The organism is Streptomyces sp. SS1-1 (assembly GCF_008973465.1).
In the GTDB taxonomy this organism is placed as follows: Bacteria; Actinomycetota; Actinomycetes; order Streptomycetales; family Streptomycetaceae; genus Streptomyces.
The window spans coordinates 6,284,520-6,307,098 of record NZ_WBXN01000004.1 but is presented as its reverse complement, the minus strand read 5'-3'; the positions used below and the strand labels follow the sequence as shown (position 1 = coordinate 6,307,098).

Sequence of the window (22,579 nt, the reverse complement as noted above, 5' to 3'; positions counted from 1 at the left end):
GCTCACTTCAGCCTGCTGGAGGCGAGGATGGACACCAGGTGCAGCAGGGTCTGGACGAGGGCGATGCCGGCGAGCACCGCGACGCCGAGCCGGGAGAAGAACAGGTCGCCGCGGACCTGGTCGACGACGGCGAGGACCAGGATGAGCAGCGACGCCTCGATGCCGAGGATCAGCCGGTGGAACTTCAGGGCGGCGGCGGCCCGGCGGGCCAGCGCCATGCCCGAGGAGCGCATCTCGGCGGCGGCCTCCTTGACCGGCTCCTTGCCGGTCTGGTGGCGGGCGACGCCGACGAGGTCGGTCTCGGCCTTGATCAGGATGGCGCCGAGCGCGGCGAGCGTGCCGAGGAAGGCCCACAGCCAGTCGATACGGCCGCTGCCCCACAGGTCGGCGGCGCGCAGCCCGAAGCCGGTGAGCACGGCTGCGTCGGTGAGGTAGGCGCCGACCCGGTCGAGGTAGACGCCGCTGAGGGAGTACTGCTTGCGCCAGCGCGCGATCTCGCCGTCGACGCAGTCGAGCAGCAGGTACATCTGGACGCACACGACGCCCAGCACGGCGCCCGCGATCCCCGGCACGAGGAGTGCCGGGGCCGCGAGGACACCGAAGACGGTCATCAGGTACGTGAGCTGGTTGGGCGTGACCCTGGTGTTCACCAGGTAGCGGTCGACCCGCAGGGACACCTCGCGCATGTAGAGGCGTCCCATCCAGTGCTCACCGCTGCGCCGGTCCTTCACCCCCGCGGGGTGGACGACGGGGCGTAGTTCAGCTACCGATGGCCTTGACATAGTCGGCGTAGACGTCCTTGATCTGGTCGGTTGTCAGGTCGAGGTGTTCGAGGATCGTGTACCGGCCGGGCCGGGTCTGCGGAGCGAACTCCACGGCGCGGACGAACTCGTCGTCCGTGAACCCGATCTCGCTCGGCAGCACGGGCAGGCCGTGCCGGCGCAGCACCTCGGCCATGAAGGCCGACTCGTCGTGCGCCCCGCGCAGGTACATGGCGAAGGCCGCGCCCAGTCCGCACTGCTCGCCATGGGCGGCGGCGCGCTTCGGGAACAGCAGGTCGAAGGCGTGGTTGATCTCGTGGCACGCGCCGGAGGAGGGGCGGGAGTCGCCCGACACCGACATCGCGATACCGCTGAGGACCAGGGCCTCGGCCAGCACCTGGAGGAAGCCGGTGTCCCCTATGCCGCCGGGGTGCCGCAGGACGGCCTCGCCGGCCTGGCGGGCGATCGCGGCGGCGAGGCCGTCGATCTTCTCGCCCTTGACGCGGTGGGCGAGCTCCCAGTCGGCGATGGCGGAGATGTTGGAGATCGCGTCCCCGATGCCGGCGCGCACGAAGCGGGCCGGGGCCTCGTGGATGACGTCGAGGTCGATGACGACCGCGATCGGGTTCGGCACACCGTAGGAACCGCGCCCGGCGTCGTTGTCGAGCGTGGCGACCGGCGAGCACAGTCCGTCGTGCGCGAGGTTCGTCGGGACGGCGACGAGGGGCAGGCCCACGCGGGCCGCGGCGAACTTGGCGCAGTCGATGATCTTGCCGCCGCCGAGACCGACGACCGCGTCGTAGTGGCCGGCCTTTATGTCGCCGGCCAGCCGGACCGCGTCGTCCAGGGTGCCGCCGCCGACCTCGTACCAGGAGGCGCCGGGCAGCGCGGGGGCGAGCCGCTCCCGCAGCCGGGCGCCGGAGCCGTTGCTGACGGCGACGGCGAGCTTGCCGGAGTGGGAGATGCGTTCGTCGGCGAGGACGCAGGCCAGGTCGTCGAGGGCACCCGGGCGGATGTCCACGACGACCGGCGAGGGGATGAGCCGGGTCAGTACTGGCACGCGATCTCCCGTCCACGGGCGAGGTCGTCGTGGTTGTCGATCTCCACCCACTTGACGTCGCCGATCGGCGCCACGTCGATCCGGAAGCCGCGGTTCACGAGCTCCTGGTAGCCGTGCTCGTAGAACTGCTGCGGGTCGGTCTCCCAGACCGTCTTCAGGGCGTCGGCCAGCTCGGGGGCGGCGTCGCCCTCGATGAGGGTGACGCCGATGTACTCGCCGGTGGCCTCGGCGGGGTCCATCAGCTTGGTGATCTTCGTCATGCCCTTGGCGGGGTCGACGACGACCTTCATCTCCTCGTCGGCCAGCGACTTCACGGTGTCCAGGGCGAGGATGATCCTCTTGCCCTCGCCACGGGCGGCGAGCAGGGTCTTCTCTACGGAGACCGGGTGCACGGTGTCGCCGTTGGCGAGGATCACGCCGTCCTTGAGGGCGTCACGGCCGCACCACAGGGAGTAGGCGTTGTTCCACTCCTCGGCCTTGTCGTTGTCGATGAGGGTCAGCTTGAGGCCGTACTTCGCCTCCAGCGCCGCCTTGCGCTCGTACACGGCCTCCTTGCGGTAGCCGACGATGATCGCGACCTCGGTGAGGCCGATCTCCGCGAAGTTGGCGAGGGTGAGGTCGAGAACCGTCGGTTCGCCCTCTATGCCCGCGGGGCCCACCGGCACCAGAGCCTTGGGGAGGCTGTCGGTGTAGGGGCGCAGACGCCGTCCGGCGCCGGCCGCCAGCACGAGGCCGATCATGCGGGTTCTCCTTCATCGTGTACGGCGGGTGCGCCGCCCTTGTGGGCGGTCACCCAGAAGCGGATGCTCTCGACGAGCACCACCAGGGCCACGGCCACGGCGAGTGCCGTGAGCGCGACCGTGAACTGCGACGCGGTGAGCACCGCGGCGAGGAGGGTGACGAGCAGGGTCCGTCCTTCGTGCCCCCCGATGGTGCGCACCAGCCAGGCCGGGGGCGCGCCGGCGCCACCGCGGATGCGGTACACCGTGTCGTAGTGATGGTAGGCGACGGCCGCCACCAGGCCGAAAGCCGCGGGAAGGGCTCCCTGGACGTCCGCCTTGGCCGCCAGCAGCAGGACGGTGCCGTACTCGGCGGCCCGGAAGACCGGAGGGACCAGCCAGTCGAGGGCGCCCTTGAGGGGGTGCCTCACGGCCTCGCCCGCGAGCAGCGCGTACAGCACGGCGAACAGGACGACCGGCCACTCGGGGCCCCAGCCCCAGGCGGCGAGCGTGACGGCGACGGCGCCGGCAACGGCACTGATCAGGGCGGTCGGACGCTTCGGGCCGGGCAGGCGACGTGCGACGGTCTCGGCCAGCGGACCCGAGTCGGCGAGCTCGGCGAGGGCCTGGGCGGCCCGGTCGGTGCGGCGGGCCTTGCGGGTCAGCGAGCGCAGGACCCGGCCGGCCGTGGTGTACGTGGCGGCGAACGCGCACCCGATGAGCAGGGCGTAGAAGGTGATGCGCGGAGTCGTGAGGGCCGTCAGCACGGCGATCATCGCCCAGCGTTCGCCGATCGGCAGCACGATCATCCGCCGCACCCACACCGTCCAGCCGACGCTGTCGAGCTTGTCGGAGAGGGCGGCGGTGGGGCTGGTGTTGGCGGTGGCGTCGTGGTTCGCCTCGTTGAAGGAGAAGTCCACGACGTGCCGGCAGGTCTGCAGGACCATCGCGCCGAGGGCGAGCGCCCACACGTCGTCGCCGCCGCGGGCCGCGCCGAGGGCGAGCCCGGCGTAGTAGGCATACTCCTTGGCCCGGTCGAAGGTGGCGTCGAGCCAGGCGCCGAGCGTGGAGTACTGCAGCGAGTAGCGGGCGAGCTGTCCGTCGGTGCAGTCGAGCACGAACGAGAAGATCAGCAGCAGGCCGGCCGCGACGAAGCCGCCGCGGGTGCCGGTGGCCGCGCAGCCCGCCGCGATCAGCGCGGTGATCAGGGACGCGGTGGTGACCTGGTTGGGGGTCAGGCCGCGCCGGGCGCACCAGCGGGCGAGGTAGCGCGAGTAGGGGCTGATGCAGAAGGTCGTGAAGAAGCCGTCGCGGGCCTTCACGGCCGACTTCAGGCGTATGGCCTCGTCGTCGACGGAGGCGACGGACTGCCGGGCCTCGTTGCGGGCCTGCGGGTCCTCCGGGACGGCGGCGACGAGGCTGCCGAGCTCGGGGCGGTGCACGTCGGTGCCCTCGGTGTCGAGGGCGGTGGCGACCCGGTCGGCGAGGCTGTCGACGGCCACCGCCGTGCCGCCGCCGGCGGAGGTCTCGCGGGCGACGGCGCGGGTGAGCGCCTGCCGGCCGGCGGGCTGGGCGGTGACGGCGCCGGGGATCGCGGCGAGCGGGAAGCGGGGGTCGGTCAGGCCGAGCCGCAGGGCGTGCAGGTGGCCGACGAAGCGGGCGTCGACCAGGGCGACGCGCTGGTCACCGGGGACCTGGGCGAGAAGGGTCTCGGCGTCGGCCGGGTCCGAGGCGGTCCGGACATCGTAGCCGAGGGACCGCAGATCGCCCTCGATCGACGATCCGGGGACCGGCTGACCGGTGAGGATGGCGGTCGGCAACCGAACTCACTCCCTGGGTGCCGGCGTGCTCGCGCCGGTCATGTTCATGGTGGCGGCGCCCCTTGCCGGTGGCGGCCGGGCGGCGTGTCGGCAGAGGCTATCGGATGACGGGAAGCCGACGTTCACCGGCCGTTCGGCGTGACGATCGACAAGGTTCGCCCGGTGCCGCCCGGCGATCATCATCGGGGATCGCCGGGGCCGCCCACAAACCCGCCCGGTACAGACCGGGGCACCGGGGACATTGCGGGAGGCCGCGGTGGGTCGGCATAGGGTGGGCGACCATGACATGGCTGATCACAGGCGGGGCCGGCTACATCGGAGCACACGTGGCGCGGGCCATGACGGACGCCGGGGAGCGGGTCGTCGCCCTGGACGACCTCTCGGCCGGGTACCCGGCGCGGCTGCCGGCCGAGGTGCCGCTGGTGCGCGGCTCGTCCCTGGACGGCGACCTGCTCGAGCGGGTCCTCGCCGAGCACAGGGTGACCGGTGTGGTGCATCTCGCGGCCCGCAAGCAGGTGGCGGAGTCGGTGGCGCAGCCCACCCGCTACTACCGGGAGAACGTGGGCGGTCTCGCCACGCTCCTGGACGCGGTCGCGAAGGCCGGGATCCGGCGCCTGCTGTTCTCCTCGTCCGCCGCCGTGTACGGCAACCCGGATGTGGACCTCATCACGGAGCGGACCCCGTGCGCCCCGGTGAACCCGTACGGCGAGACCAAGCTGGCCGGGGAGTGGCTGGTGCGGGCGGCCGGGCAGGCGCACGGCATCGCGACGGTGTGCCTGCGCTACTTCAACGTGGCGGGAGCCGCCGCTCCGGAACTCGCGGACACCGGCGTCTTCAACATCGTGCCGATGGTCTTCGACCGGCTCACCCGTGACGAGGCGCCGCGGATCTTCGGCGACGACTATCCGACGCCGGACGGCACGTGCGTCCGTGACTACATCCATGTCGCCGACCTCGCCGAGGCGCATCTGGCGGCGGCCCGGCACCTCTCCTCCCCGGACGCGGGCGGCGACCTCACGCTGAACATCGGCAGTGGGACGGGCGTCTCCGTGCGCGAGCTGATCGACGTGATCGGGGAGGTGACCGGCGACCGGCGGCCCGCCGTGGTGGAGGGGCGCCGGCCCGGGGACGCGCCGCGCGCGGTCGCCTCGGCCGAGCTGGCCGCCCGGGAGCTCGGGTGGACGGCCCGGCGCGGGGTACGCGAGATGGTCGAGTCGGCGTGGGCCGGCTGGCGGCTCCACCACGGCGGCTGAGCGGTACGGGCCGGGTGCGCGGCGCTGACCTGCGGAACGTTTCCGCAGGTCACGGCATATGACAACGGTATTCAACGCCGCGTTGCCGGATACCCCCTACCCGTAGTTGACTGTCATCCCGGACGGACGGTTGCGATCGTCGTACGACCAGAAGGGCGGCTTCCCATGGGGGCTGGGCACGATCACGGGCACGCGCACGGGCCCCCGACCGGTACGGCGGCCGCCGCCTACCGGGGGCGGCTGCGGATCGCGCTGGGGATCACGCTCGCGGTCATGGTGGTGCAGATCGTCGGCGGTGTGGCCGCGGACTCGCTGGCCCTGGTCGCGGACGCGGCGCACATGGCGACGGACGCGGTGGGCCTCGGCATGGCCCTGTTCGCGATCCACTTCGCGAACCGGCCGGCGAGCACCACCCGCACCTTCGGCTACGCCCGCGCGGAGATCCTCGCCGCCCTCGCGAACTGTCTGCTGCTGCTCGGCGTCGGCGGGTACGTCCTGTACGAGGCCGTCCAGCGGTTCTTCACCCCGGCGGACACCGAGGGCGGCCTGATGGTCGTGTTCGGCGCGATCGGTCTGGTCGCCAACCTGATCTCGCTGTCGCTGCTGATGCGGGGCCAGAAGGAGAGCCTCAACGTACGCGGCGCGTTCCTGGAGGTGGCGGCGGACACCCTCGGCTCGCTGACGGTGATCGTCTCCGCGGCCGTGATCCTGGGCACCGGCTGGCAGGCCGCCGACCCGATCGCCTCGCTGGTCATCGGTGTGATGATCGTGCCGCGCACGCTGAAGCTGCTGCGCGAGACCCTCGACGTCCTGCTGGAGTCGGCGCCGAAGGGGGTCGACATGGACGAGGTGCGGGTGCACATCCTCGCCGTGGACGGCGTCGAGGACGTCCACGACCTGCACGCGTGGACGATCACCTCGGGGATGCCGGTGCTGTCCGCCCATGTGGTGGTGCGCTCCGACGTCCTGAACGCCATCGGTCACGAGAAGGTGCTGCACGAGCTCCAGGGCTGCCTCGGCGACCATTTCGACGTGGAGCACTGCACCTTCCAGCTGGAGCCGGCGGGCCACGCGCAGCACGAGTCCCGGCTCTGCCACTGACCGGCCGGAACAGGCGTACGGTCCCCCGTGGGCGGTTCCCCAGCCGCCGCGCCGGGCACGATCACTTGCCGGGAGTGCCGGATTCGTACGGCACACTTGGGGCGCAACACCGATGTGAAGGATGGGTATGCCGATCACACCTGCCACCTCGACGCAGAGTGCGTCGAAGGGCGACGCTGACGCGATTCTGCTGGAACTGGTCGACGAGAACGGTGTGACGATCGGCACCGCGGAGAAGCTCGCCGCCCATCAGCCGCCCGGGCAGCTGCATCGCGCGTTCTCCGTGTTCCTCTTCGACGAGCGGGGCCGGCTGCTGCTGCAGCAGCGGGCGCTCGGCAAGTACCACTCCCCCGGTGTCTGGTCCAACACCTGCTGCGGCCACCCGTACCCCGGGGAGGCCCCCTTCGCGGCGGCGGCCCGGCGCACGTTCGAGGAGCTGGGCGTCTCGCCCTCGCTGATGGCCGAGGCCGGCACGGTCCGCTACAACCACCCGGACCCCGACTCGGGCCTGGTGGAGCAGGAGTACAACCATCTCTTCGTCGGCCTGGTGCAGGGCGCGCTGCGGCCTGACCCGGAGGAGATCGGCGGGACGGCCTTCGTCACGGCGGCCGAGCTGGCCGAGCGGCACGCGAAGGAGCCGTTCTCGTCCTGGTTCATGACCGTGCTGGACGCGGCCCGCCCCGCCGTCCGCGAGCTGACGGGCCCGTCGGCCGGCTGGTGACGCCCGCCGGGGCCCGTATCAGAGGTACGGGTCCCGGACCGGTTTCAGCGGGACGGCGGCCCAGATCACCTTGCCGCCGCTCGCGGTGTGCTCGACGTCGCAGACGCCGCCCGCCTCCCGGGTGATCTCCCGGACCAGGAGCAGCCCCCGGCCGCCGGTCTGCCCGTAGTCGGCCTCCAGGGCGGTCGGCCGGTAGGGGTGGTTGTCCTCGACGGACACCCGCAGCCACTCCGCGCCGACGGCGACCTCCACGGCGAGCATCGGTGACAGCAGCGCCGCGTGCCGTACGGCGTTCGTCACCAGCTCCGAGATGATCAGCAGCAGCCCTTGGACCAGGTCGTCCGGGACCGGTACGCCCTGGCGGTACAGCAGGTCCCGCACGGCGTGCCGCGCCTGCGGGACGGATGCCTCCACGGCGGGGGCGGTGAACCGCCAGACGCCTTCGTACGGCAGTGGGTCCGGCGTCCGCGGATCGAGGGAGTCCTCCGCGCCGCCCGCTGGGCGCGGGCCGGACCCGCGCCCGTGGTTCTCCATCGTCCGGTCGCCACCCTTGCGCTCGATTGTCACCACACGTCGAGTGTTGGTAACGCACCGGTCCCGACCGGAGAACTGAACAGAAGTCAGCAGGTATCGAGCGTTTATGACCGTTGGCGTATGACACGGTCAGATGTGGGACCACTGTTGACCCGCCGGATGCCGAATTGGCGAACTATTCGGGTTGTACGGGTTTGGGGGCGTGCCGGGTCCGGACGATCCGCCCGGCGGAGGCCCCTCTCCCGAGGGCCGCCCGGCACCGGCGGATAGCATCCGGCGCATGGAGCCCCAGCTGCTGCACCGCGTCGCCGACGCGGTCGCCACCGTCGTCGTCCACCATCCGGCCAAGCGCAACGCGATGACGGCCGCGATGTGGCGGGCGCTGCCCCCGCTGCTGGACACGCTGGCCGCCGACCCGGACGTCCGGGCGCTGGTGCTGACCGGCGAGGGCGGGACCTTCTGCGCGGGCGCGGACATCTCGACGCTCCAGGGGTCCCCGCGGGAGGCGCAGGAGCTGGCCGTGGCCGCCGAGGAGGCCCTGGCGGCCTTCCCGAAGCCGACGCTGGCCGCGGTCCGAGGGCACTGCGTGGGCGGCGGGGCCCAGCTGGCGGCGGCGTGCGATCTGCGGTTCGCGCAGGAGGGCGCGCTGTTCGGGGTCACACCGGCGAAGCTCGGGATCGTCTACCCGGCCTCCTCCACCCGGAGGCTGGTGGCGTTGGTCGGTCCGGCCACCGCCAAGTACCTGCTGTTCTCGGGCGAGTTGATCGACGCGGAGCGTGCCCTGCGCACGGGTCTGGTGGACGAGGTGCTGCCCGAGGGGGAACTGGACAAGCGGGTCGCGGAGTTCACCCGGGTCCTGGCGTCGCGCTCGCAGCTGACCCAGGCCGCCGCCAAGGAGTTCGCGAGCGGCCGCACCGACCGCGACGGGCACTGGGCGGAGCGGGCGCGCGAGAGCGGCGACACCGCGGAGGGGGTCGCCGCCTTCCTGGAGCGCAGGCAGCCGCGCTTCACCTGGACCGTCTCTACACGAGGGTGAACCGGCTGCCGGTGCGGAACTCCTCGACGAGGTGCGCGGGCGCCTTGGCGGGCGAACCCGCGTCGTAGGGCGGCCGCGGGTCGTACTCGATCAGGAGCTGGACGGCCTGGGCGTGCTCGTCGCCGGCGATCCGGCCCACCAGGGTGAGGGCCATGTCGATCCCGGCGGAGACGCCGGCGGCGGTGACGTACTTGCCGTCCGTGACGACGCGGTCCGCGGTGGGCTGGGCGCCGTACTGCCGCAGGAAGTCCAGGGTCAGCCAGTGCGAGGCGGCGCGGCGGTCCCGGAGCAGCCCGGCGGCGGCCAGGAGCAGGGAGCCGGAGCAGACGGAGGTCGTCCAGGCGGTCGTGGCGTCGGCCGTCCGGAGCCAGTCCAGGAAGGTCTCGTTCTCGATCTCGGTGAACGTGCCGGGGCCGCCGGGCACCACGACGACGTCCGGGTGCGGCACGTCGGCCAGGGCCTTGTCCGCGGTCAGCGTGAGGAAGCCGGTGTCGGCGCGGACCGGCCCCGCCCGCTCGGCGACGAAGTCGACGCGCGCGTCCGGGAGGCGGCTCAGCGCCTCGTAGGGGCCCACGACGTCGAGGGCGGTGAAGCGGTCGTACAGGACCATGGCGATCTGCATGGCGTTCCCTTCGGGGCGGTCGGAGGTCAGGGCGTGGACGCGGGGCGGAAGCGGCGGCGGTACTCCGCCGGGGACACGCCGAGAGTCCGTACGAAGGCGCGGCGCATGGCCTCGGGGGTGCCGTAGCCGCCGGCCCGGGAGATCTCCTCGACGCCGTCGGTGGTGTCCTCCAGGAGGCGGCGGGCGTGTTCGAGGCGGACCCGGTCGACATAGCGGCCGGGCGTCATGCCGGTCTCGTGCTGGAAGGCGCGGGCGAAGTGGCGCGCGGAGAGGCTGGCGCGGGCGGCGAGCGCCTCGACGGAGAGATCGGCCTCGGGGTGCTCGGTGATCCAGCGCTGCACGTCCCGCAGCGGCTCGCGCCGCGCGGTCTGGGCGGCGAGCTGGGCGCTGAACTGGGCCTGGTTGCCGGGCCTGCGCAGGAAGACGACGAGGTGGCGGGCGATCCCGAGGGCGATGTCCCGGCCGAGGTCCTCCTCGACCAGGGCGAGCGCGAGGTCGATGCCGGAGGTGACGCCGGCGGAGGTGGACACCTGTCCGTCGCGCACGTAGATGGGGTCGGGTTCGACGGCGACCTCCGGGTGGTCGCGGGCGAGCTTGCCGCAGTACGCCCAGTGGGTCGTGGCGCGGCGCCCGTCCAGGAGCCCGGCCCCGGCCAGCAGCAGGGAGCCGGTGCAGACGGAGACGAGGCGTTCGGCGGTGCGGGCGTGGGCGCGCAGCCAGTCGGTGAGGGCGGGGTCCGGGTCACGGGTGCCCTGGCCGCCCGGGACGACGAGGGTGTGCGCGTCGAGCCGGTCGCCGAGCGCCCGGTCCGGGACGAGGGTCAGACCGCCGGAGGTGCGGACGGGGCCGCCGTCCAGGGAGGCCGTACGGATGCGGTAGGTGCCCGGACGGTAGGTCTCGGCCGCGGCGAAGACCTCCAGCGGACCGCTGACGTCCAGGCTCAGGACGTCGTCGAAGAGCACGAAGAGAACGGTTCGCTGGGCCATGCCTTCGATTCTTCGAGCCCCGGCGGACGGCCGCAATGACGAGGACCCCACCTTTCCTGCCATGGCGGACGCGCGCCCCAGGCGACGTACCAAGCGGTTGGTAACCTCGGGCCATGACTACTGCCGCCCTGGAGCCCCGTGCCGGCCGCCGCTGCCAGAACATGCTCAACTCCCTCCACGCGACGCTGTACTTCGCGCCCGAGACGGGCGAGGAGCTGGGCGCGCTCGGGATCACGCATCCCAAGGCCGTCAACTTCGCGGTGCGGGCGGCCGCGATGGGCCCGGTCGGCGCGGGCGCGGTGACGGCGGCGTTCTACAACTACAAGCACGAGGCGGTCGCCCGGCACGTCCCCGCCGTCTGGTCGGTCGCCTCCCCCGAGGCCGTTCTCGCGGCCCGCGCGCGGGCGGTGGACCGGGCGCTGCGCCGGCTGCTCGGCGAGGAGGCGGTGGCGTCGGCGGAGATGACCGAGGCGGCCGGGCTCGCGCTGCGCGCCACCGAGGGGTGCTCCCGCAGCGCCCGGCCGCTGTACTCGGCGTACGCGGACCTGCCGGTGCCCGAGCAGCCGCACCTCGCGTACTTCCACGCGACGACGCTGCTGCGCGAGCACCGGGGCGACGGGCATCTGGCCGTGCTGATGTCGGCCGAACTGGACGGTCTGGGGGCCGTGGTCACCCACACCGCGACCGGCAAGGGCATGACCCCGAAGTGGGTGTTCGCGACCCGCGGCTGGTCCCAGGAGGACTGGGACGCCGCCTGCGGCCGGCTGCGCGAGCGCGGTCTGCTGGACGAGGCGGGCGAGCTGACGCCCGAGGGGGTCGCCCTGCGCCAGGAGATCGAGGCCGAGACGGACCGCCTCGACCAGGCGCCGTACCGGCGTCTCGGGGCGGAGGGCGTGGCCCGGCTGACGGAGCTGGGCGCCGGGTTCGCGCGGACGGCGGCGATGGCCGGGGCGTTCCCGGCGGACCTGCTCGGCAAGGGCTGACATCGGCCGGGCCGCCGCGGACCGGCCGACCGGGCATGACGTGCGCCGGGCGCGGTACCCGTGACCTCGACGGCCGACCGGCGGCCGCCGAGGAGAGGTGAACGACGTGTTCCATGCCATCGCAGATGTCCTGCGCCAGATCGGCGGCGCCATCGCCACCGTCGTGACGCTCCCGTTCCGGGCCCTCGCCCGGCTGTTCGGCGGGGCGTCCGGCAGCGCCCACGGCCGCCGGGCCTGACCCGCCCCGCCACGGACCCGCCCTGATCCCCGGTTGTCGGCGTCACCTGCCACAATTGCCGCGCAACCTCAGTCAGAAGGCGGGACGGGATCGTGACGACACCCCTCACAGGGTCCATCGAAGGCAGGATCGCCGCGGAGCTCGGCGTACGGGAGCGGCAGGTGAAGGCCGCCGTGGAGCTGCTCGACGGCGGTTCGACGGTGCCTTTCATCGCCCGCTACCGCAAGGAGGCGACCGAGACGCTCGACGACGCGCAGCTGCGCACGATCGAGGAGCGGCTGCGCTATCTGCGGGAGCTGGAGGAGCGGCGGACGGCGATCCTGGACTCGGTGCGGGAGCAGGGCAAGCTCACCGAGGAGCTGGAGGCGCGGATCCGCGCGGCCGAGACCAAGGCCCGGCTCGAGGACATCTATCTGCCGTTCAAGCCCAAGCGCCGCACCAAGGCGCAGATCGCCCGGGAGGCCGGGCTCGAGCCGCTGGCCGAGGGCCTGCTCGCCGACCCGACGGTCGAGCCGCTGGCCGCCGCCTCCGCGTTCGTGGACGCCGGCAAGGGCGTCGCCGATCCGCAGGCCGCCCTGGACGGCGCCCGGGCCATCCTGACGGAGCGCTTCTCCGAGGACGCCGACCTGATCGGCGAGCTGCGCGAACGCATGTGGACGCGCGGGCGCCTGGCCGCCAAGGTGCGCGAGGGCAAGGAGGAGGCGGGCGCCAAGTTCGCCGACTACTTCGACTTCGCCGAGCCGTTCACCGAGCTGCCCTCGCACCGGATCCTGGCGATGCTCCGCGGTGAGAAGGAGGAGGTCCTCGACCTCGTCCTGGAGCCGGAGGAGCCGACCGACGGCCCGTCCTCGTACGAGGGGATGATCGCGCACCGCTTCCAGATCGCCGATCGGGGGCGTCCGGCCGACAAGTGGCTGCTGGACACGGTCCGCTGGGCCTGGCGCACCCGCGTTCTCGTCCACCTCGGCATCGACCTGCGGCTGCGGCTGCGCACGGCCGCCGAGGACGAGGCCGTCGGGGTGTTCGCCGCCAACCTCCGCGACCTGCTGCTGGCCGCCCCGGCCGGCACCCGGGCGACGCTGGGCCTCGACCCCGGCTTCCGCACCGGCGTCAAGGTCGCCGTCGTGGACGCCACCGGCAAGGTCGTCGCCACCGACGTCATCCACCCGCACGTCCCGGCCAACCGCTGGGACGAGGCCATCGCCAAGCTGGCCCGGCTGGCGAAGGAGCACGCGGTCGAGCTGATCGCGATCGGCAACGGCACGGCGTCCCGCGAGACCGACAAGCTCGCCGGTGAACTGATCACCCGGCACCCGGAGCTGAAGCTCACCAAGGTGATGGTGTCCGAGGCCGGCGCCTCCGTGTACTCGGCCTCCGCCTTCGCCTCGCAGGAGCTGCCCGACATGGACGTGTCGCTGCGCGGCGCCGTGTCGATCGCCCGCCGGCTGCAGGACCCGCTGGCCGAGCTGGTGAAGATCGACCCGAAGTCGATCGGCGTCGGCCAGTACCAGCACGACCTGTCCGAGGTGAAGCTGTCGCGCTCCCTGGACGCGGTCGTCGAGGACTGTGTGAACGGTGTCGGTGTGGACGTCAACACGGCGTCGGCGCCGCTTCTCGCGCGCGTCTCCGGCATCACCTCGGGTCTCGCGGAGAACATCGTGTCCCACCGGGACGCCAACGGCCCCTTCACCTCCCGCGGGCAGCTGAAGAAGGTGGCGCGGCTCGGCCCGAAGGCGTACGAGCAGTGCGCGGGCTTCCTGCGCATCCGCGGCGGCGACGACCCGCTGGACGCGTCCAGCGTCCACCCCGAGTCCTACCCGGTGGTGCGGCGGATCGTGAAGACGTCGGGCCAGGACGTGGCCGCCCTGATCGGCAACACCGGGGTGCTGCGCTCGCTGCGGCCCGACGACTTCGTGGACGAGACGTTCGGTCTGCCGACCGTGACGGACATCCTCAAGGAGCTGGAGAAGCCCGGCCGCGACCCGCGCCCGGCCTTCCGCACGGCGACCTTCAAGGAGGGCGTCGAGAAGATCTCCGACCTGTCCTCGGGGATGGTCCTGGAGGGCGTCGTCACGAACGTGGCGGCGTTCGGGGCGTTCATCGACATCGGCGTCCACCAGGACGGTCTCGCGCACGTCTCCGCCCTGTCGAAGACGTTCGTGAAGGACCCGCGGGACGTGGTGAAGCCCGGCGACATCGTCAAGGTGAAGGTCCTCGACGTGGACATCCCGCGCAAGCGGATCTCGCTGACGCTCCGGCTGGACGACGAGGCCGCCCCGCAGGACCGGCAGGGCGGCGGTGAGCGGCGCCAGCGGGGCGGACGTCCGCCGCAGCAGCGGCAGCGCCAAGGCGGCGGCCAGGGTGGCGGCGGCCGGGGCGGCCAGGGCGGTGGTTCCCGCCAGGCGCCTCCCCCGGCGAACAGCGCGATGGCGGACGCCCTGCGCAAGGCGGGCCTGCTCGACGGGAAGAACGGCAAGCGCTGACGGGTGTGTGTCGGGGCGGGCGGGGCGTTCCCGCCCGCCCCGGACCGTTCAGCGTTCCGTCACCTTGCCGTCGGCGACCTCCAGGCGGCGGGTGACGTGGACCGCGTCGAGCATGCGCCGGTCGTGGGTGACCAGGAGGAGGGTGCCCTCGTAGGCGTCCAGGGCCGACTCCAGCTGCTCGATGGCGGGCAGGTCGAGGTGGTTGGTGGGCTCGTCCAGCACCAGGAGGTTGACTCCCCGGCCCTGGAGCAGCGCGAGGGCGGCGCGGGTCCGCTCCCCCGGGGAGAGGGTGACCGCAGGGCGCAGCACGTGCTCCGACTTCAGGCCGAACTTGGCCAGCAGGGTGCGCACCTCGACGGGTTCGGTGTCGGGGACGGCCGCGCGGAAGGCGTCCAGCAGTGCCTCGTCCCCGTGGAACAGCTTGCGTGCCTGGTCGACCTCGCCGATCAGGACGCCCGAGCCGAGGTGGGCCTGGCCGGCGTCCAGCGGGACCCGGCCCAGGAGGGCGGCGAGCAGGGTGGACTTGCCGGCGCCGTTGGCGCCGGTGACGGCCACCCGGTCCGCCCAGTCGATCTGCAGGGACACCGGGCCCAGGGTGAAGGGGCCGCGGCGGACCTCGGCGTCGCGCAGGGTCGCGACGACCGCGCCGGAGCGGGGCGCCGACGCGATCTCCATGCGCAGTTCCCACTCCTTGCGCGGTTCCTCGACGACCTCCAGGCGCTCGATCATGCGCTGGGTCTGCCGGGCCTTCGCGGCCTGCTTCTCGCTGGCCTCGCTGCGGAACTTGCGGCCGATCTTGTCGTTGTCGTTGCCCGCCTTGCGCCGGGCGTTCTTCACGCCCTTGTCCATCCAGGACCGCTGGGTCTGGGCGCGCTCGTGGAGGGCGGCCTTCTTGTCGGCGTACTCCTCGTAGTCGTCGCGGGCGTGCCGGCGGGCGACCTCGCGCTCCTCCAGGTAGGCGTCGTAGCCGCCGCCGTAGAGGTTAATCTGCCGTTGCGCCAGGTCGAGTTCGAGGACCTTGGTGACCGTGCGGGCGAGGAACTCCCGGTCGTGGCTGACGACGACCGTGCCGGCGCGCAGGCCGGTGACGAAGCGTTCCAGCCGTTCCAGGCCGTCGAGGTCGAGGTCGTTGGTGGGCTCGTCGAGCAGGAAGACGTCGTAGCGGGAGAGCAGCAGCGAGGCCAGTCCGGCGCGGGCCGCCTGGCCGCCGGACAGAGAGGTCATCGGCTGCTCCAGGTCCACGGCGAGACCGAGCGCGTCGGCGACCTCGTCGGCCCGCTCGTCGAGGTCCGCGCCGCCCAGGTCCAGCCAGCGCTCCAGGGCGGTGGCGTACGCGTCGTCGGCGCCGGGCGCCCCGTCGACGAGGGCCTGCGTCGCCTCGTCCATCACGCGCTGGGCCTCGGCGACCCCGGTACGGCGGGCCAGGAACTGCCGGACGGTCTCGCCGGGCCGGCGCTCCGGTTCCTGCGGGAGGTGACCGACGGTGGCGGCCGGCGGGGACAGGCGCAGTTCGCCCTCCTCGGGGGCGGCGAGCCCGGCGAGCAGGCGCAGCAGCGTGGACTTACCCGCGCCGTTGGCGCCGACCAGGCCGATCACGTCGCCGGGTGCCACGACGAGGTCGAGCCCGCTGAACAGGGTGCGGTCGCCGTGGCCGGCGGCGAGGTTCTTGGCGACGAGGGTGGCGGTCACAGGGGGTGATCCTAGTGGGGTGCGGGGGGTGTCCGCCGGACGGGTGGGGTGTGCCGTCCTCGGCGGGTGTGGGTGGGTGGCTGGGCGCGCAGTTCCCCGCGCCCCTGAGGGGGCTGGTCCAGGCCGCTTTCGACTGCGGGCAGTTCGTGGCTGGGCGCGCAGTTCCCCGCGCCCCTGGGGGGGCTGGTCCAGGTCGCTTTCCGCTGCGGGCAGGTCGTGGTCGGGCGCGCAGTTCCCCGCGCCCCTGGGGGGGCTGGTCCAGGCCGCTTTCGACTGCGGGCAGGTCGTGGTCGGGCGCGCAGTGCCCCGCGCCCCTGGGGGGGCTGGGGCTAGTGGGTCATCGGGTCCACCAGGACGCTTCCCGAGGTGCGGGCCACCACGTACGCCTCGCCCTTCACTGCCCGGGCGTCCAGCGGGATGCGGTGGCGGCCCGGCTCCAGGACGCCGTCGAAGACCTCGTGGGTGTGGGTCCGGTACAGCCGGTCGAGGCGGTAGGCGGTGAGCCGGACCCGGCAGGGTGAGGTGACCTCGACGCCGGCCTCCCCGCCGGCGGCGACCAGGCGGGTCAGCCGGCGCCGGTCGAGCGGGCTGCGGTCCAGGGCGTGTTCGATCTGCGCGACCAGCAGCGGCACGATCGGCGCGAGGCCGTCGACGTACACGACGTCGACGCCGGCGTCCGTGAACGCCCGGCGGACGGTGGCGCGCTGCTCCTCGCCGACCCCGCGCCCGAACGCGACGGCACCGTAGGCGCGCAGTTCGTCGGCGGGTACGCCGTCCACGTCGTCGGTGATGTCGGCGCCGACGCCGATGGTGCGCAGCGCGGCGGCGAGCCGGGCGAGGACGGCGACCCGGGCGCCGATGAGGAGGACCCGGCGGCGCGGTGCCTCGGCGGCGTCCCGGAGCAGGGAGTGGAGCGCGGCGCGGTATCCGGCGCCCTCGAAGCGGAACGGGCCTATGCCGTGGTAGCCGTTGAGCTCCAGGTCGGCGTGTTCGTCGGTCTGCCAGGCGAAGTCCTGCCAGATGTAGTCGTCGCCGTCGCGGGTGATGGCCGCGGTGACGGCTCCGCAGGCGAGGTCGGCGCAGTCGGGGCAGCCGTAGACGACGTACCGCCCGCCGGGCAGCGGGGCGTCGGCCTCCAGGAGCAGGCTGCGGACCTGGGCGGTGAAGATGGCGGGCGGGACGTCGGAGGCGAGCGGGGAGACGGCGTCGAGGTCGGAGAGCTGGAACAGCAGCGGGCGGCCGTCGACGATGAAGTCCACGAAGTCCCGGTGCACCTGGTAGTCACCGTTGGCCAGGACGCCGCCGGCACGCATCGCCGGTGCCAGGCCGAAGGTCGCGTACGCGGCAGACATGGTGTGAGTATCCCCAGAGCGGGACCGGTATGAGCGCGGCATGACATATTCCGCTACGTCCGATTCGGGGGGTGAACGCATGCGCGGGCGTGCGGGGGTGGGTGGGGGCGCGAGGGAGGCGGTGCGTCCGCCTCCCCCACGTCGGTGCGCCCCTGACGAGAGGCTCTAGCCGTGGTCGTGGCCCAGCGGGTCGCCGGAGGTCTCGGTGCCGGGGCCCGGGCCGACCTTGATCTCGAAGTCCCCGTCGTAGCGCTTGTGTCCCTCGATGACGGCGAGGTCGACGGCCTCGGAGCCGATCTCGCCGCGCACGATGACCGGGTCCTGGCGCAGATCACGCATGAGGGCCACACAGGCGCCGATCATCACCAGGACGAAGGGTGCCGCGGCGAGGATGGTGAGGTTCTGGAGCCCGGTCAGGGCGTCGCCCTGGCCGCTGCCGACGAGCAGCATGATGGCCGCGACCGCACCGGTGACCACACCCCAGAACACCACGACGAATTTGCCCGGTTCGAGGGCACCCTTCTGGGAGAGCGTTCCCATCACGATGGACGCCGCGTCGGCGCCGGACACGAAGAAGATGCCGACGAGGATCATCACGAGCAGGCTGGTGACCGTGGCGATGGGGAACTCCTGGAGCAGTCCGAACAGCTGCCCCTCGGGGGTGTCCTTCCCGGCGAGCCCGCCGCCCTCCTTCACCTTCATCGCGGAGCCGCCGAAGATCGCGAACCAGATCAGGCTGACCGTGCTGGGCACGAGGATGACCCCGCCGACGAACTGACGGATGGTGCGCCCGCGGCTGATGCGCGCGATGAACATGCCGACGAACGGCGTCCAGGAGATCCACCAGGCCCAGTAGAAGACCGTCCAGCTGCCGAGCCACGCGGCGACGCCCTCGCCGCCGCTGGCCTCGGTGCGGCCGGCGAGCTGGGGCAGGTCGCCCAGGTAGGAGAAGACCGAGGTCGGGATCAGGTCGAGGACGATGATCGTCGGGCCCGCGATGAACACGAACACCGCGAGGATCAGGGCGAGCACCATGTTGATGTTCGACAGCCACTGGATGCCCCGCTCGATGCCGGAGACGGCGGAGGCGACGAAGGCCAGCGTCAGCACCGCGATGATGGCGACGAGCAGCCCGGTGCTCACGTCGTCCATCCAGTCGAGCTCCTGGAAGCCGGAGCCGATCTGCAGGGCGCCGAGACCGAGGGAGGCGGCGGAGCCGAAGACGGTCGCGATGATCGCGAGGATGTCGATGACCCGCCCCGCGGTGCCGTTGGCGTGCCGCTCCCCGATCAGCGGGGTGAAGACCGCGCTGATGGTCTGGCGGCGGCGCTTGCGGAAGGTGCTGTAGGCGATGCCGAGTCCGACCACCGCGTAGATCGCCCACGGGTGCAGTGTCCAGTGGAAGAGGGTGGTGGCCATCGCCGTCTCCATGCGTTCACCGGAGTTGGCGGGGTCCGTGCCGGGGGGCGGCGTCGTGTAGTGCGCGAGCGGTTCGCTGACGCCGTAGAACATCAGGCCGATGCCCATGCCGGCGCTGAACATCATGGCGACCCAGGACACCGTCTTGAACTCGGGCTCCTCGCCCTCGGCGCCGAGGTGGATACGGCCGTACCGGCTGATGGCGAGCCAGAGCGCGAACACCACGAACCCGGAGGCGGCCAGCATGAACGCCCAGCCGCCGTTGTGGATCAGCCCGTCGAGGAGCGTGGAGGACGCGCTCTCCAGCGAGTCGGTGGCCGCCCAGCCCCAGATCACGAAGGCCAGGGTGATGGCCGCGGTGACTCCGAACACCACTCGGTCGGTACGGCGGGCGGAAGCGCCCGCGGGCGCTTCCGGACCGTCACCGCCTCTCTGCTTCAGATCGTCAGTCATCTGCGGCACCTTCCCCTGGAAGCGGTGGATACGCCGGTCACCACGTGTTTTCCAGGACCTACCACAGATTCCGCCACGAGCGGCCCGTTCAGCAGCCGGTGTCGGGTTCACCCTCCGTGAGGTGGTACGGCGCGCGGGCGTCCAGGAGCAGGGGGACGAGGGCGCGCAGCGGCTGGCGCAGGGGAACGTAGGTGCCCCGGGTGCGCACCCCGTGGAGCGCCAGTTCGTCCCGCACCCGTGCGTACTGGGCGGGGGTGAGCCGGTAGCCGCAGGGCGGGTCCGCGATCACCTCGGCGGGTTCGGGCGGGTCGTTGTCGGCGCCGCCCAGGTACACCGGGCCGCTGTCCCTCCAACCGGCGAGGCGGGCGGCGCCGGTGGCCCGCTCGATCCGCCCGCGCTGCTCGTCGCTGAACCGGAACAGCCCGCCGAGCCCGGCGAGTTGGGAGCGCACCCGGCGCCGGTGGTTGAGCGCCAAGTCGGCCCGCTCGGCGTCGGTGAGGGCGTCGACCCGGCTCTCGATGAGCAGGCCCACCGCGTGCTTGACGCCGGTCATGTTCCGCAGGATGCGCTCCTGGCCGTCCCCGGCGACCTGCCGGACGGGTTCGCCGGTCACAGGGTCGGTCCAGATGCCGTACGTGCCCGTGGAGTGCCCGGCGCGGGCGGCGGCGGGGCGGACGTACGCCTCGGACAGGGTGCGGGCCGTGTCGTGGACGGCTCCGTCCGTGTTGAGGTTGCGCGGCCACAGGTCGAACAGGTCCTTGTCGTAGTACGGCGGTGTGGCGCCGTACTCGTGCAGGTCGTAGACGATGTCGGGCCGTTCGTCGCGGACGACGGCGGCCATGGCGCGGCCCTCGGCCGTCGCGAGGGCGAGATGGTCGCGGTTGACGTCGACGCCGTCGGCGTTGCCGCGGGTGTCGGCGGCCCGGCCGTCGGGGTTGGCGGTGGGGACGACCAGGACGGTGGTGCGCTCCAGGAACCGGCGGGTGGCCGGGTCCTGTGTGTAGGCGAGGTCGCGGAGGGTGGAGAGGCAGGCCTCGCGGCCCGACGGTTCGTCACCGTGCTGGCTGCACACCAGCAGCACCCGGTGCGCGGCCCGGCGTTCGCCGATCCGGACGAGCCGGAGCGGGCGGCCCTCGCCGGTGGTGCCGATCCGGGTGACGGAGACCCGGTCGCTCGCCCGGTCGACGGTGGCCAGCAGGGCCCGTTCTTCCTGCTGGGTCGTCCAGCGGGCCCCGTCGGACGTCTCGAAGCCGGTGCGGGGCGGGGAGGGTGTGGCGTGCGCGGGCCCCGCCACCAGGCAGGCGGCGAGGGCCGCGCCGGTCAGGACGAGCGCCCGGACGCGGGTCACCGGCCGCCCTCCGGGACGCGCCCGGCGGAGCGGGGCGCGCCCGTGACGCCGTCGAGGCGTTCGGCGACGCGCGGGGCGGCGGACGGCGAGCCGGCGGTGGCCCGCGCGAACGCGGCCGTGCCTCCGACGAGCGGGACGCGGGCCTCGGTGCGGGACAGGTCGAGGGTGAGGGTGGGCCGGGTCGACGGCGGGTCGATCAGGTCCTTGTCGGTGCCCGCGACGATCAGGGCGAGCCGGTGACCGGCCGGGACGACGTGGTCGGTGGCGGCCAGGTCGAGGGTGAGCGTGTACGCCCTGCCCGGGGTCAGCGGCCGGCCGTGGTGGGCGGAGGCGTGGGTGCCGAGGTCGGCCCAGCCGCGGCTGACGACGGTGTGCTCGACGTCGGCGGTGTCGGCGGCCGTCCGCAGGTAGCAGGCGCTGTCGCCGGTGGTGCTCGCGCCCCAGCAGTCGCGGTCGGTGCGCGTGGTGACGCCCTCGCCGCCCGCCGCGTAGTCGCGGATCGTGTCGGGGCCGAGGTCGACGAGGACGGCGGACAGATGGGCTGTGGTGGTGGTCGGCGTCGCGGTGACGGTGACCTTCGAGGAGCCGGCCAGGCGCAGGTCGCGGGTGAGCGGGCCGGTGACGAAGCCCGCCTTGTCGGCGGTGGGGGTGTCGATCGCCGCGGCCCAGTCGGACTCGCCGCGCCGGGGGTCGTCCGTGAACGTCTCGCTGCCGTGGCCCTTGCGCAGGCCCAGGGTGCCGACGCCGGCCTGCGGGCCGTGGGCGGGGCGCAGGGTGGCGGTGGCGGTGCCGCGCGGCGGCCAGACCGCGGAGGTGACCCACTGGTCGGGGTCGCGTTCGATGTCGGCCATCGGCTCGCGGTCGATGCCGTTGTCGTAGCCGAGGAGTTCGTGGTCGAACCAGCGGTGCAGGGTTTCCACCCACTCCGCGCGGCGGAAGTCGAAGGGGTCGACGTGCCCGGTCTGGGAGAGCCAGATCTTGCGCTCGACGCCGTTCTTCGCGAGGGCGTCCCACCACTGGCCGAGGTGCTTCATCCGGACGTTGAGGTCCTGGGTGCCGTGGACGGCGAAGACGCTGGCCCGCACCTTGCGGGCGTCCTTGACGTAGTCGCGCTCGGTCCACAGGGGCGTCCAGTCGCCGGTGCGCGGCGCCCCGTCGGCGAGCTTCTTCTGGACGGCGGCGCACTTGGCGCGGGCGTCGGGGCTGTCGACGTAGTCGGAGAGCCAGTCGGGGCCGGAGTCGTACAGCGGGGCGCCCTGCTGGAAGTAGTAGTCGTACCAGGAGGAGATCGCGCTGATCGGGACGATGGTCCTCAGGCCCTTGACGCCGGTGGCGGCGACGCCGTTGGCGACGGTGCCGTCCCAGCTCTTGCCGATCATGCCGGTGCGGCCGTTGCTCCAGGTCGCCTTGGCGCGGGTGGTGCCGGTGCGGGTCGTGTACGCGGTGGCGCGGCCGTTCAGCCAGTCGACGACGGCCTTCGCGGAGAGGACGTCGGAGCGGCCGCCGACGTCGACGCAGCCGTCGGAGCGGTTGGTGCCGGCGAGGTCGACGCCGACCACGGCGTAGCCGCGCGGCACGAAGTAGTTGTCGTAGAACAGCGGCATCCCCACGACGTGGCCGTCCGCGTCGTACGTCTTCTTCTGGCTCTCGTTGCCGCGCCCGCAGCAGGAGTAGTACGGGCTGGCGTCCATGATGACGGGCACCTTGCGGCCCTGGGCGGCCGGTTCGCGGGGGCGGACGATGTCGACGGCGACACGGTCGTGCCGGCCGTCGCCGTCGCCGTCGAGTCCGGTGTCCACCCAGACGGCCTCGCGGACGGCGTTCTCGTAGGAGTGGACGGGGCGGCTCTCGCGCGGGGCCGACTGCGCGGTGGTGGGCGCCAGGAAGGTGGCCAGGAGGGCGGCGGTGGCCGCCGTCGCGAGCGTTCTCCAGATCGTCGTGCGCGTACGGTTCGCCATGCGCGGACGGTACATCGGTCAACTCCCGTGCAGAAGAGGGCGG

The 22,579-nt window shown here is 72.9% G+C and carries 19 protein-coding genes; 7 read left to right on the top strand and 12 right to left on the bottom strand.

Annotation, left to right across the window (positions count from 1 at the left end; all coding sequences use genetic code 11):
* Positions 1-2 precede the first annotated feature (2 nt).
* Genes F8R89_RS30075 through F8R89_RS30060 form a run of 4 tightly spaced genes read right to left on the bottom strand, consistent with a single transcriptional unit; the run spans position 3 to position 4,360 of the window.
* On the bottom strand, positions 3-782 hold the full coding sequence (locus F8R89_RS30075; protein WP_151786899.1) for a CDP-alcohol phosphatidyltransferase family protein: 780 nt from the start codon (positions 780-782) through the stop codon (positions 3-5).
* Positions 760-1,821 carry an iron-containing alcohol dehydrogenase family protein gene (locus tag F8R89_RS30070; RefSeq protein ID WP_151786898.1) on the bottom strand — a complete coding sequence of 354 codons (1,062 nt, stop codon included), beginning with the start codon at positions 1,819-1,821 and terminating at the stop codon, positions 760-762. The genes F8R89_RS30075 and F8R89_RS30070 overlap by 23 nt, the downstream gene beginning before the upstream one ends.
* Positions 1,809-2,561: a sugar phosphate nucleotidyltransferase gene (locus F8R89_RS30065; protein WP_151786897.1), complete on the bottom strand. Its 753-nt coding sequence runs from the start codon at positions 2,559-2,561 to the stop codon at positions 1,809-1,811. Before F8R89_RS30065 ends, F8R89_RS30070 begins: the two co-directional genes overlap by 13 nt.
* On the bottom strand, positions 2,558-4,360 hold the full coding sequence (locus F8R89_RS30060) for a DUF5941 domain-containing protein (protein WP_151786896.1): 1,803 nt from the start codon (positions 4,358-4,360) through the stop codon (positions 2,558-2,560). Before F8R89_RS30060 ends, F8R89_RS30065 begins: the two co-directional genes overlap by 4 nt.
* 281 nt (positions 4,361-4,641) lie before the next feature.
* Here F8R89_RS30060 and galE point away from each other — a divergent pair, with 281 nt between their 5' ends.
* The 3 genes from galE (at position 4,642) to idi (ending at position 7,435) form a co-directional block, all read left to right on the top strand.
* Positions 4,642-5,613: a UDP-glucose 4-epimerase GalE gene (galE, locus tag F8R89_RS30055; RefSeq protein ID WP_151786895.1), complete on the top strand. Its 972-nt coding sequence runs from the start codon at positions 4,642-4,644 to the stop codon at positions 5,611-5,613.
* Positions 5,614-5,778: 165 nt separating this feature from the next.
* Positions 5,779-6,714 (top strand): cation diffusion facilitator family transporter, encoded by a 936-nt coding sequence (locus tag F8R89_RS30050; protein WP_151786894.1) that lies wholly within the window; start codon positions 5,779-5,781, stop codon positions 6,712-6,714.
* A gap of 127 nt (positions 6,715-6,841) precedes the next feature.
* Positions 6,842-7,435: an isopentenyl-diphosphate Delta-isomerase gene (idi, locus tag F8R89_RS30045; protein ID WP_151786893.1), complete on the top strand. Its 594-nt coding sequence runs from the start codon at positions 6,842-6,844 to the stop codon at positions 7,433-7,435.
* An 18-nt stretch (positions 7,436-7,453) separates the two neighbouring features.
* On the opposite strand, the gene F8R89_RS30040 is transcribed toward idi, so the two are convergent.
* Positions 7,454-7,969 (bottom strand): ATP-binding protein, encoded by a 516-nt coding sequence (locus F8R89_RS30040; protein WP_151788342.1) that lies wholly within the window; start codon positions 7,967-7,969, stop codon positions 7,454-7,456.
* A gap of 280 nt (positions 7,970-8,249) precedes the next feature.
* Here F8R89_RS30040 and F8R89_RS30035 point away from each other — a divergent pair, with 280 nt between their 5' ends.
* On the top strand, positions 8,250-9,005 hold the full coding sequence (locus F8R89_RS30035) for an enoyl-CoA hydratase/isomerase family protein (protein WP_151786892.1): 756 nt from the start codon (positions 8,250-8,252) through the stop codon (positions 9,003-9,005).
* Here F8R89_RS30035 and F8R89_RS30030 read toward each other — a convergent pair.
* Together F8R89_RS30030 and F8R89_RS30025 are read right to left on the bottom strand one after the other, a co-directional pair.
* Entirely contained in the window at positions 8,992-9,627 is a 636-nt protein-coding gene (locus tag F8R89_RS30030; protein WP_151786891.1) for a DJ-1/PfpI family protein, read from the bottom strand. The genes F8R89_RS30035 and F8R89_RS30030 overlap by 14 nt on opposite strands.
* A gap of 26 nt (positions 9,628-9,653) precedes the next feature.
* Complete coding sequence (locus F8R89_RS30025) at positions 9,654-10,613, bottom strand: GlxA family transcriptional regulator (RefSeq protein ID WP_151786890.1); 960 nt, start codon at positions 10,611-10,613, stop codon at positions 9,654-9,656.
* Between the two features lie 113 nt (positions 10,614-10,726).
* On the opposite strand from F8R89_RS30025, the gene F8R89_RS30020 reads away from it, so the two are divergent.
* The 3 genes from F8R89_RS30020 (at position 10,727) to F8R89_RS30015 (ending at position 14,317) form a co-directional block, all read left to right on the top strand.
* A complete protein-coding gene (locus F8R89_RS30020; RefSeq protein WP_151786889.1) occupies positions 10,727-11,596 on the top strand; it encodes an SCO6745 family protein in 870 nt (289 codons plus the stop codon).
* A 106-nt stretch (positions 11,597-11,702) separates the two neighbouring features.
* Positions 11,703-11,834, top strand: coding sequence for an LPFR motif small protein (locus F8R89_RS37145; protein WP_264158896.1), 132 nt, complete (start codon positions 11,703-11,705; stop codon positions 11,832-11,834).
* 92 nt (positions 11,835-11,926) lie between these two features.
* A complete protein-coding gene (locus F8R89_RS30015; RefSeq protein WP_151786888.1) occupies positions 11,927-14,317 on the top strand; it encodes a Tex family protein in 2,391 nt (796 codons plus the stop codon).
* Positions 14,318-14,365: 48 nt separating this feature from the next.
* On the opposite strand, the gene F8R89_RS30010 is transcribed toward F8R89_RS30015, so the two are convergent.
* The 5 genes from F8R89_RS30010 to F8R89_RS29990 form a co-directional block, all read right to left on the bottom strand.
* Positions 14,366-16,006 (bottom strand): ABC-F family ATP-binding cassette domain-containing protein, encoded by a 1,641-nt coding sequence (locus F8R89_RS30010; RefSeq protein WP_151786887.1) that lies wholly within the window; start codon positions 16,004-16,006, stop codon positions 14,366-14,368.
* 329 nt (positions 16,007-16,335) lie between these two features.
* Positions 16,336-17,358, bottom strand: coding sequence for an oxidoreductase (locus F8R89_RS30005; RefSeq protein WP_151786886.1), 1,023 nt, complete (start codon positions 17,356-17,358; stop codon positions 16,336-16,338).
* Positions 17,359-17,523: 165 nt separating this feature from the next.
* Positions 17,524-19,230: a BCCT family transporter gene (locus F8R89_RS30000; protein ID WP_151786885.1), complete on the bottom strand. Its 1,707-nt coding sequence runs from the start codon at positions 19,228-19,230 to the stop codon at positions 17,524-17,526.
* 88 nt (positions 19,231-19,318) lie between these two features.
* Entirely contained in the window at positions 19,319-20,578 is a 1,260-nt protein-coding gene (locus F8R89_RS29995; protein WP_151786884.1) for a M14 family metallocarboxypeptidase, read from the bottom strand.
* A complete protein-coding gene (locus F8R89_RS29990; protein ID WP_151786883.1) occupies positions 20,575-22,536 on the bottom strand; it encodes a Xaa-Pro dipeptidyl-peptidase in 1,962 nt (653 codons plus the stop codon). The genes F8R89_RS29995 and F8R89_RS29990 overlap by 4 nt, the downstream gene beginning before the upstream one ends.
* Between the last annotated feature and the right edge of the window lie 43 nt (positions 22,537-22,579).

What these genes read in the sequence shown, in the direction of transcription:
- idi (WP_151786893.1), top strand. Translation starts at nt 6,842, where the DNA reads ATGCCGATCACACCTGCCACCTCGACGCAGAGTGCGTCGAAGGGCGAC.
- F8R89_RS30030 (WP_151786891.1), bottom strand. Translation starts at nt 9,627, where the DNA reads ATGCAGATCGCCATGGTCCTGTACGACCGCTTCACCGCCCTCGACGTC.
- galE (WP_151786895.1), top strand. Translation starts at nt 4,642, where the DNA reads ATGACATGGCTGATCACAGGCGGGGCCGGCTACATCGGAGCACACGTG.
- F8R89_RS30050 (WP_151786894.1), top strand. Translation starts at nt 5,779, where the DNA reads ATGGGGGCTGGGCACGATCACGGGCACGCGCACGGGCCCCCGACCGGT.
- F8R89_RS30065 (WP_151786897.1), bottom strand. Translation starts at nt 2,561, where the DNA reads ATGATCGGCCTCGTGCTGGCGGCCGGCGCCGGACGGCGTCTGCGCCCC.
- F8R89_RS30005 (WP_151786886.1), bottom strand. Translation starts at nt 17,358, where the DNA reads ATGTCTGCCGCGTACGCGACCTTCGGCCTGGCACCGGCGATGCGTGCC.
- F8R89_RS29990 (WP_151786883.1), bottom strand. Translation starts at nt 22,536, where the DNA reads ATGGCGAACCGTACGCGCACGACGATCTGGAGAACGCTCGCGACGGCG.
- F8R89_RS30075 (WP_151786899.1), bottom strand. Translation starts at nt 782, where the DNA reads ATGTCAAGGCCATCGGTAGCTGAACTACGCCCCGTCGTCCACCCCGCG.
- F8R89_RS30000 (WP_151786885.1), bottom strand. Translation starts at nt 19,230, where the DNA reads ATGACTGACGATCTGAAGCAGAGAGGCGGTGACGGTCCGGAAGCGCCC.
- F8R89_RS30025 (WP_151786890.1), bottom strand. Translation starts at nt 10,613, where the DNA reads ATGGCCCAGCGAACCGTTCTCTTCGTGCTCTTCGACGACGTCCTGAGC.
- F8R89_RS30035 (WP_151786892.1), top strand. Translation starts at nt 8,250, where the DNA reads ATGGAGCCCCAGCTGCTGCACCGCGTCGCCGACGCGGTCGCCACCGTC.
- F8R89_RS30040 (WP_151788342.1), bottom strand. Translation starts at nt 7,969, where the DNA reads ATGGAGAACCACGGGCGCGGGTCCGGCCCGCGCCCAGCGGGCGGCGCG.
- F8R89_RS30020 (WP_151786889.1), top strand. Translation starts at nt 10,727, where the DNA reads ATGACTACTGCCGCCCTGGAGCCCCGTGCCGGCCGCCGCTGCCAGAAC.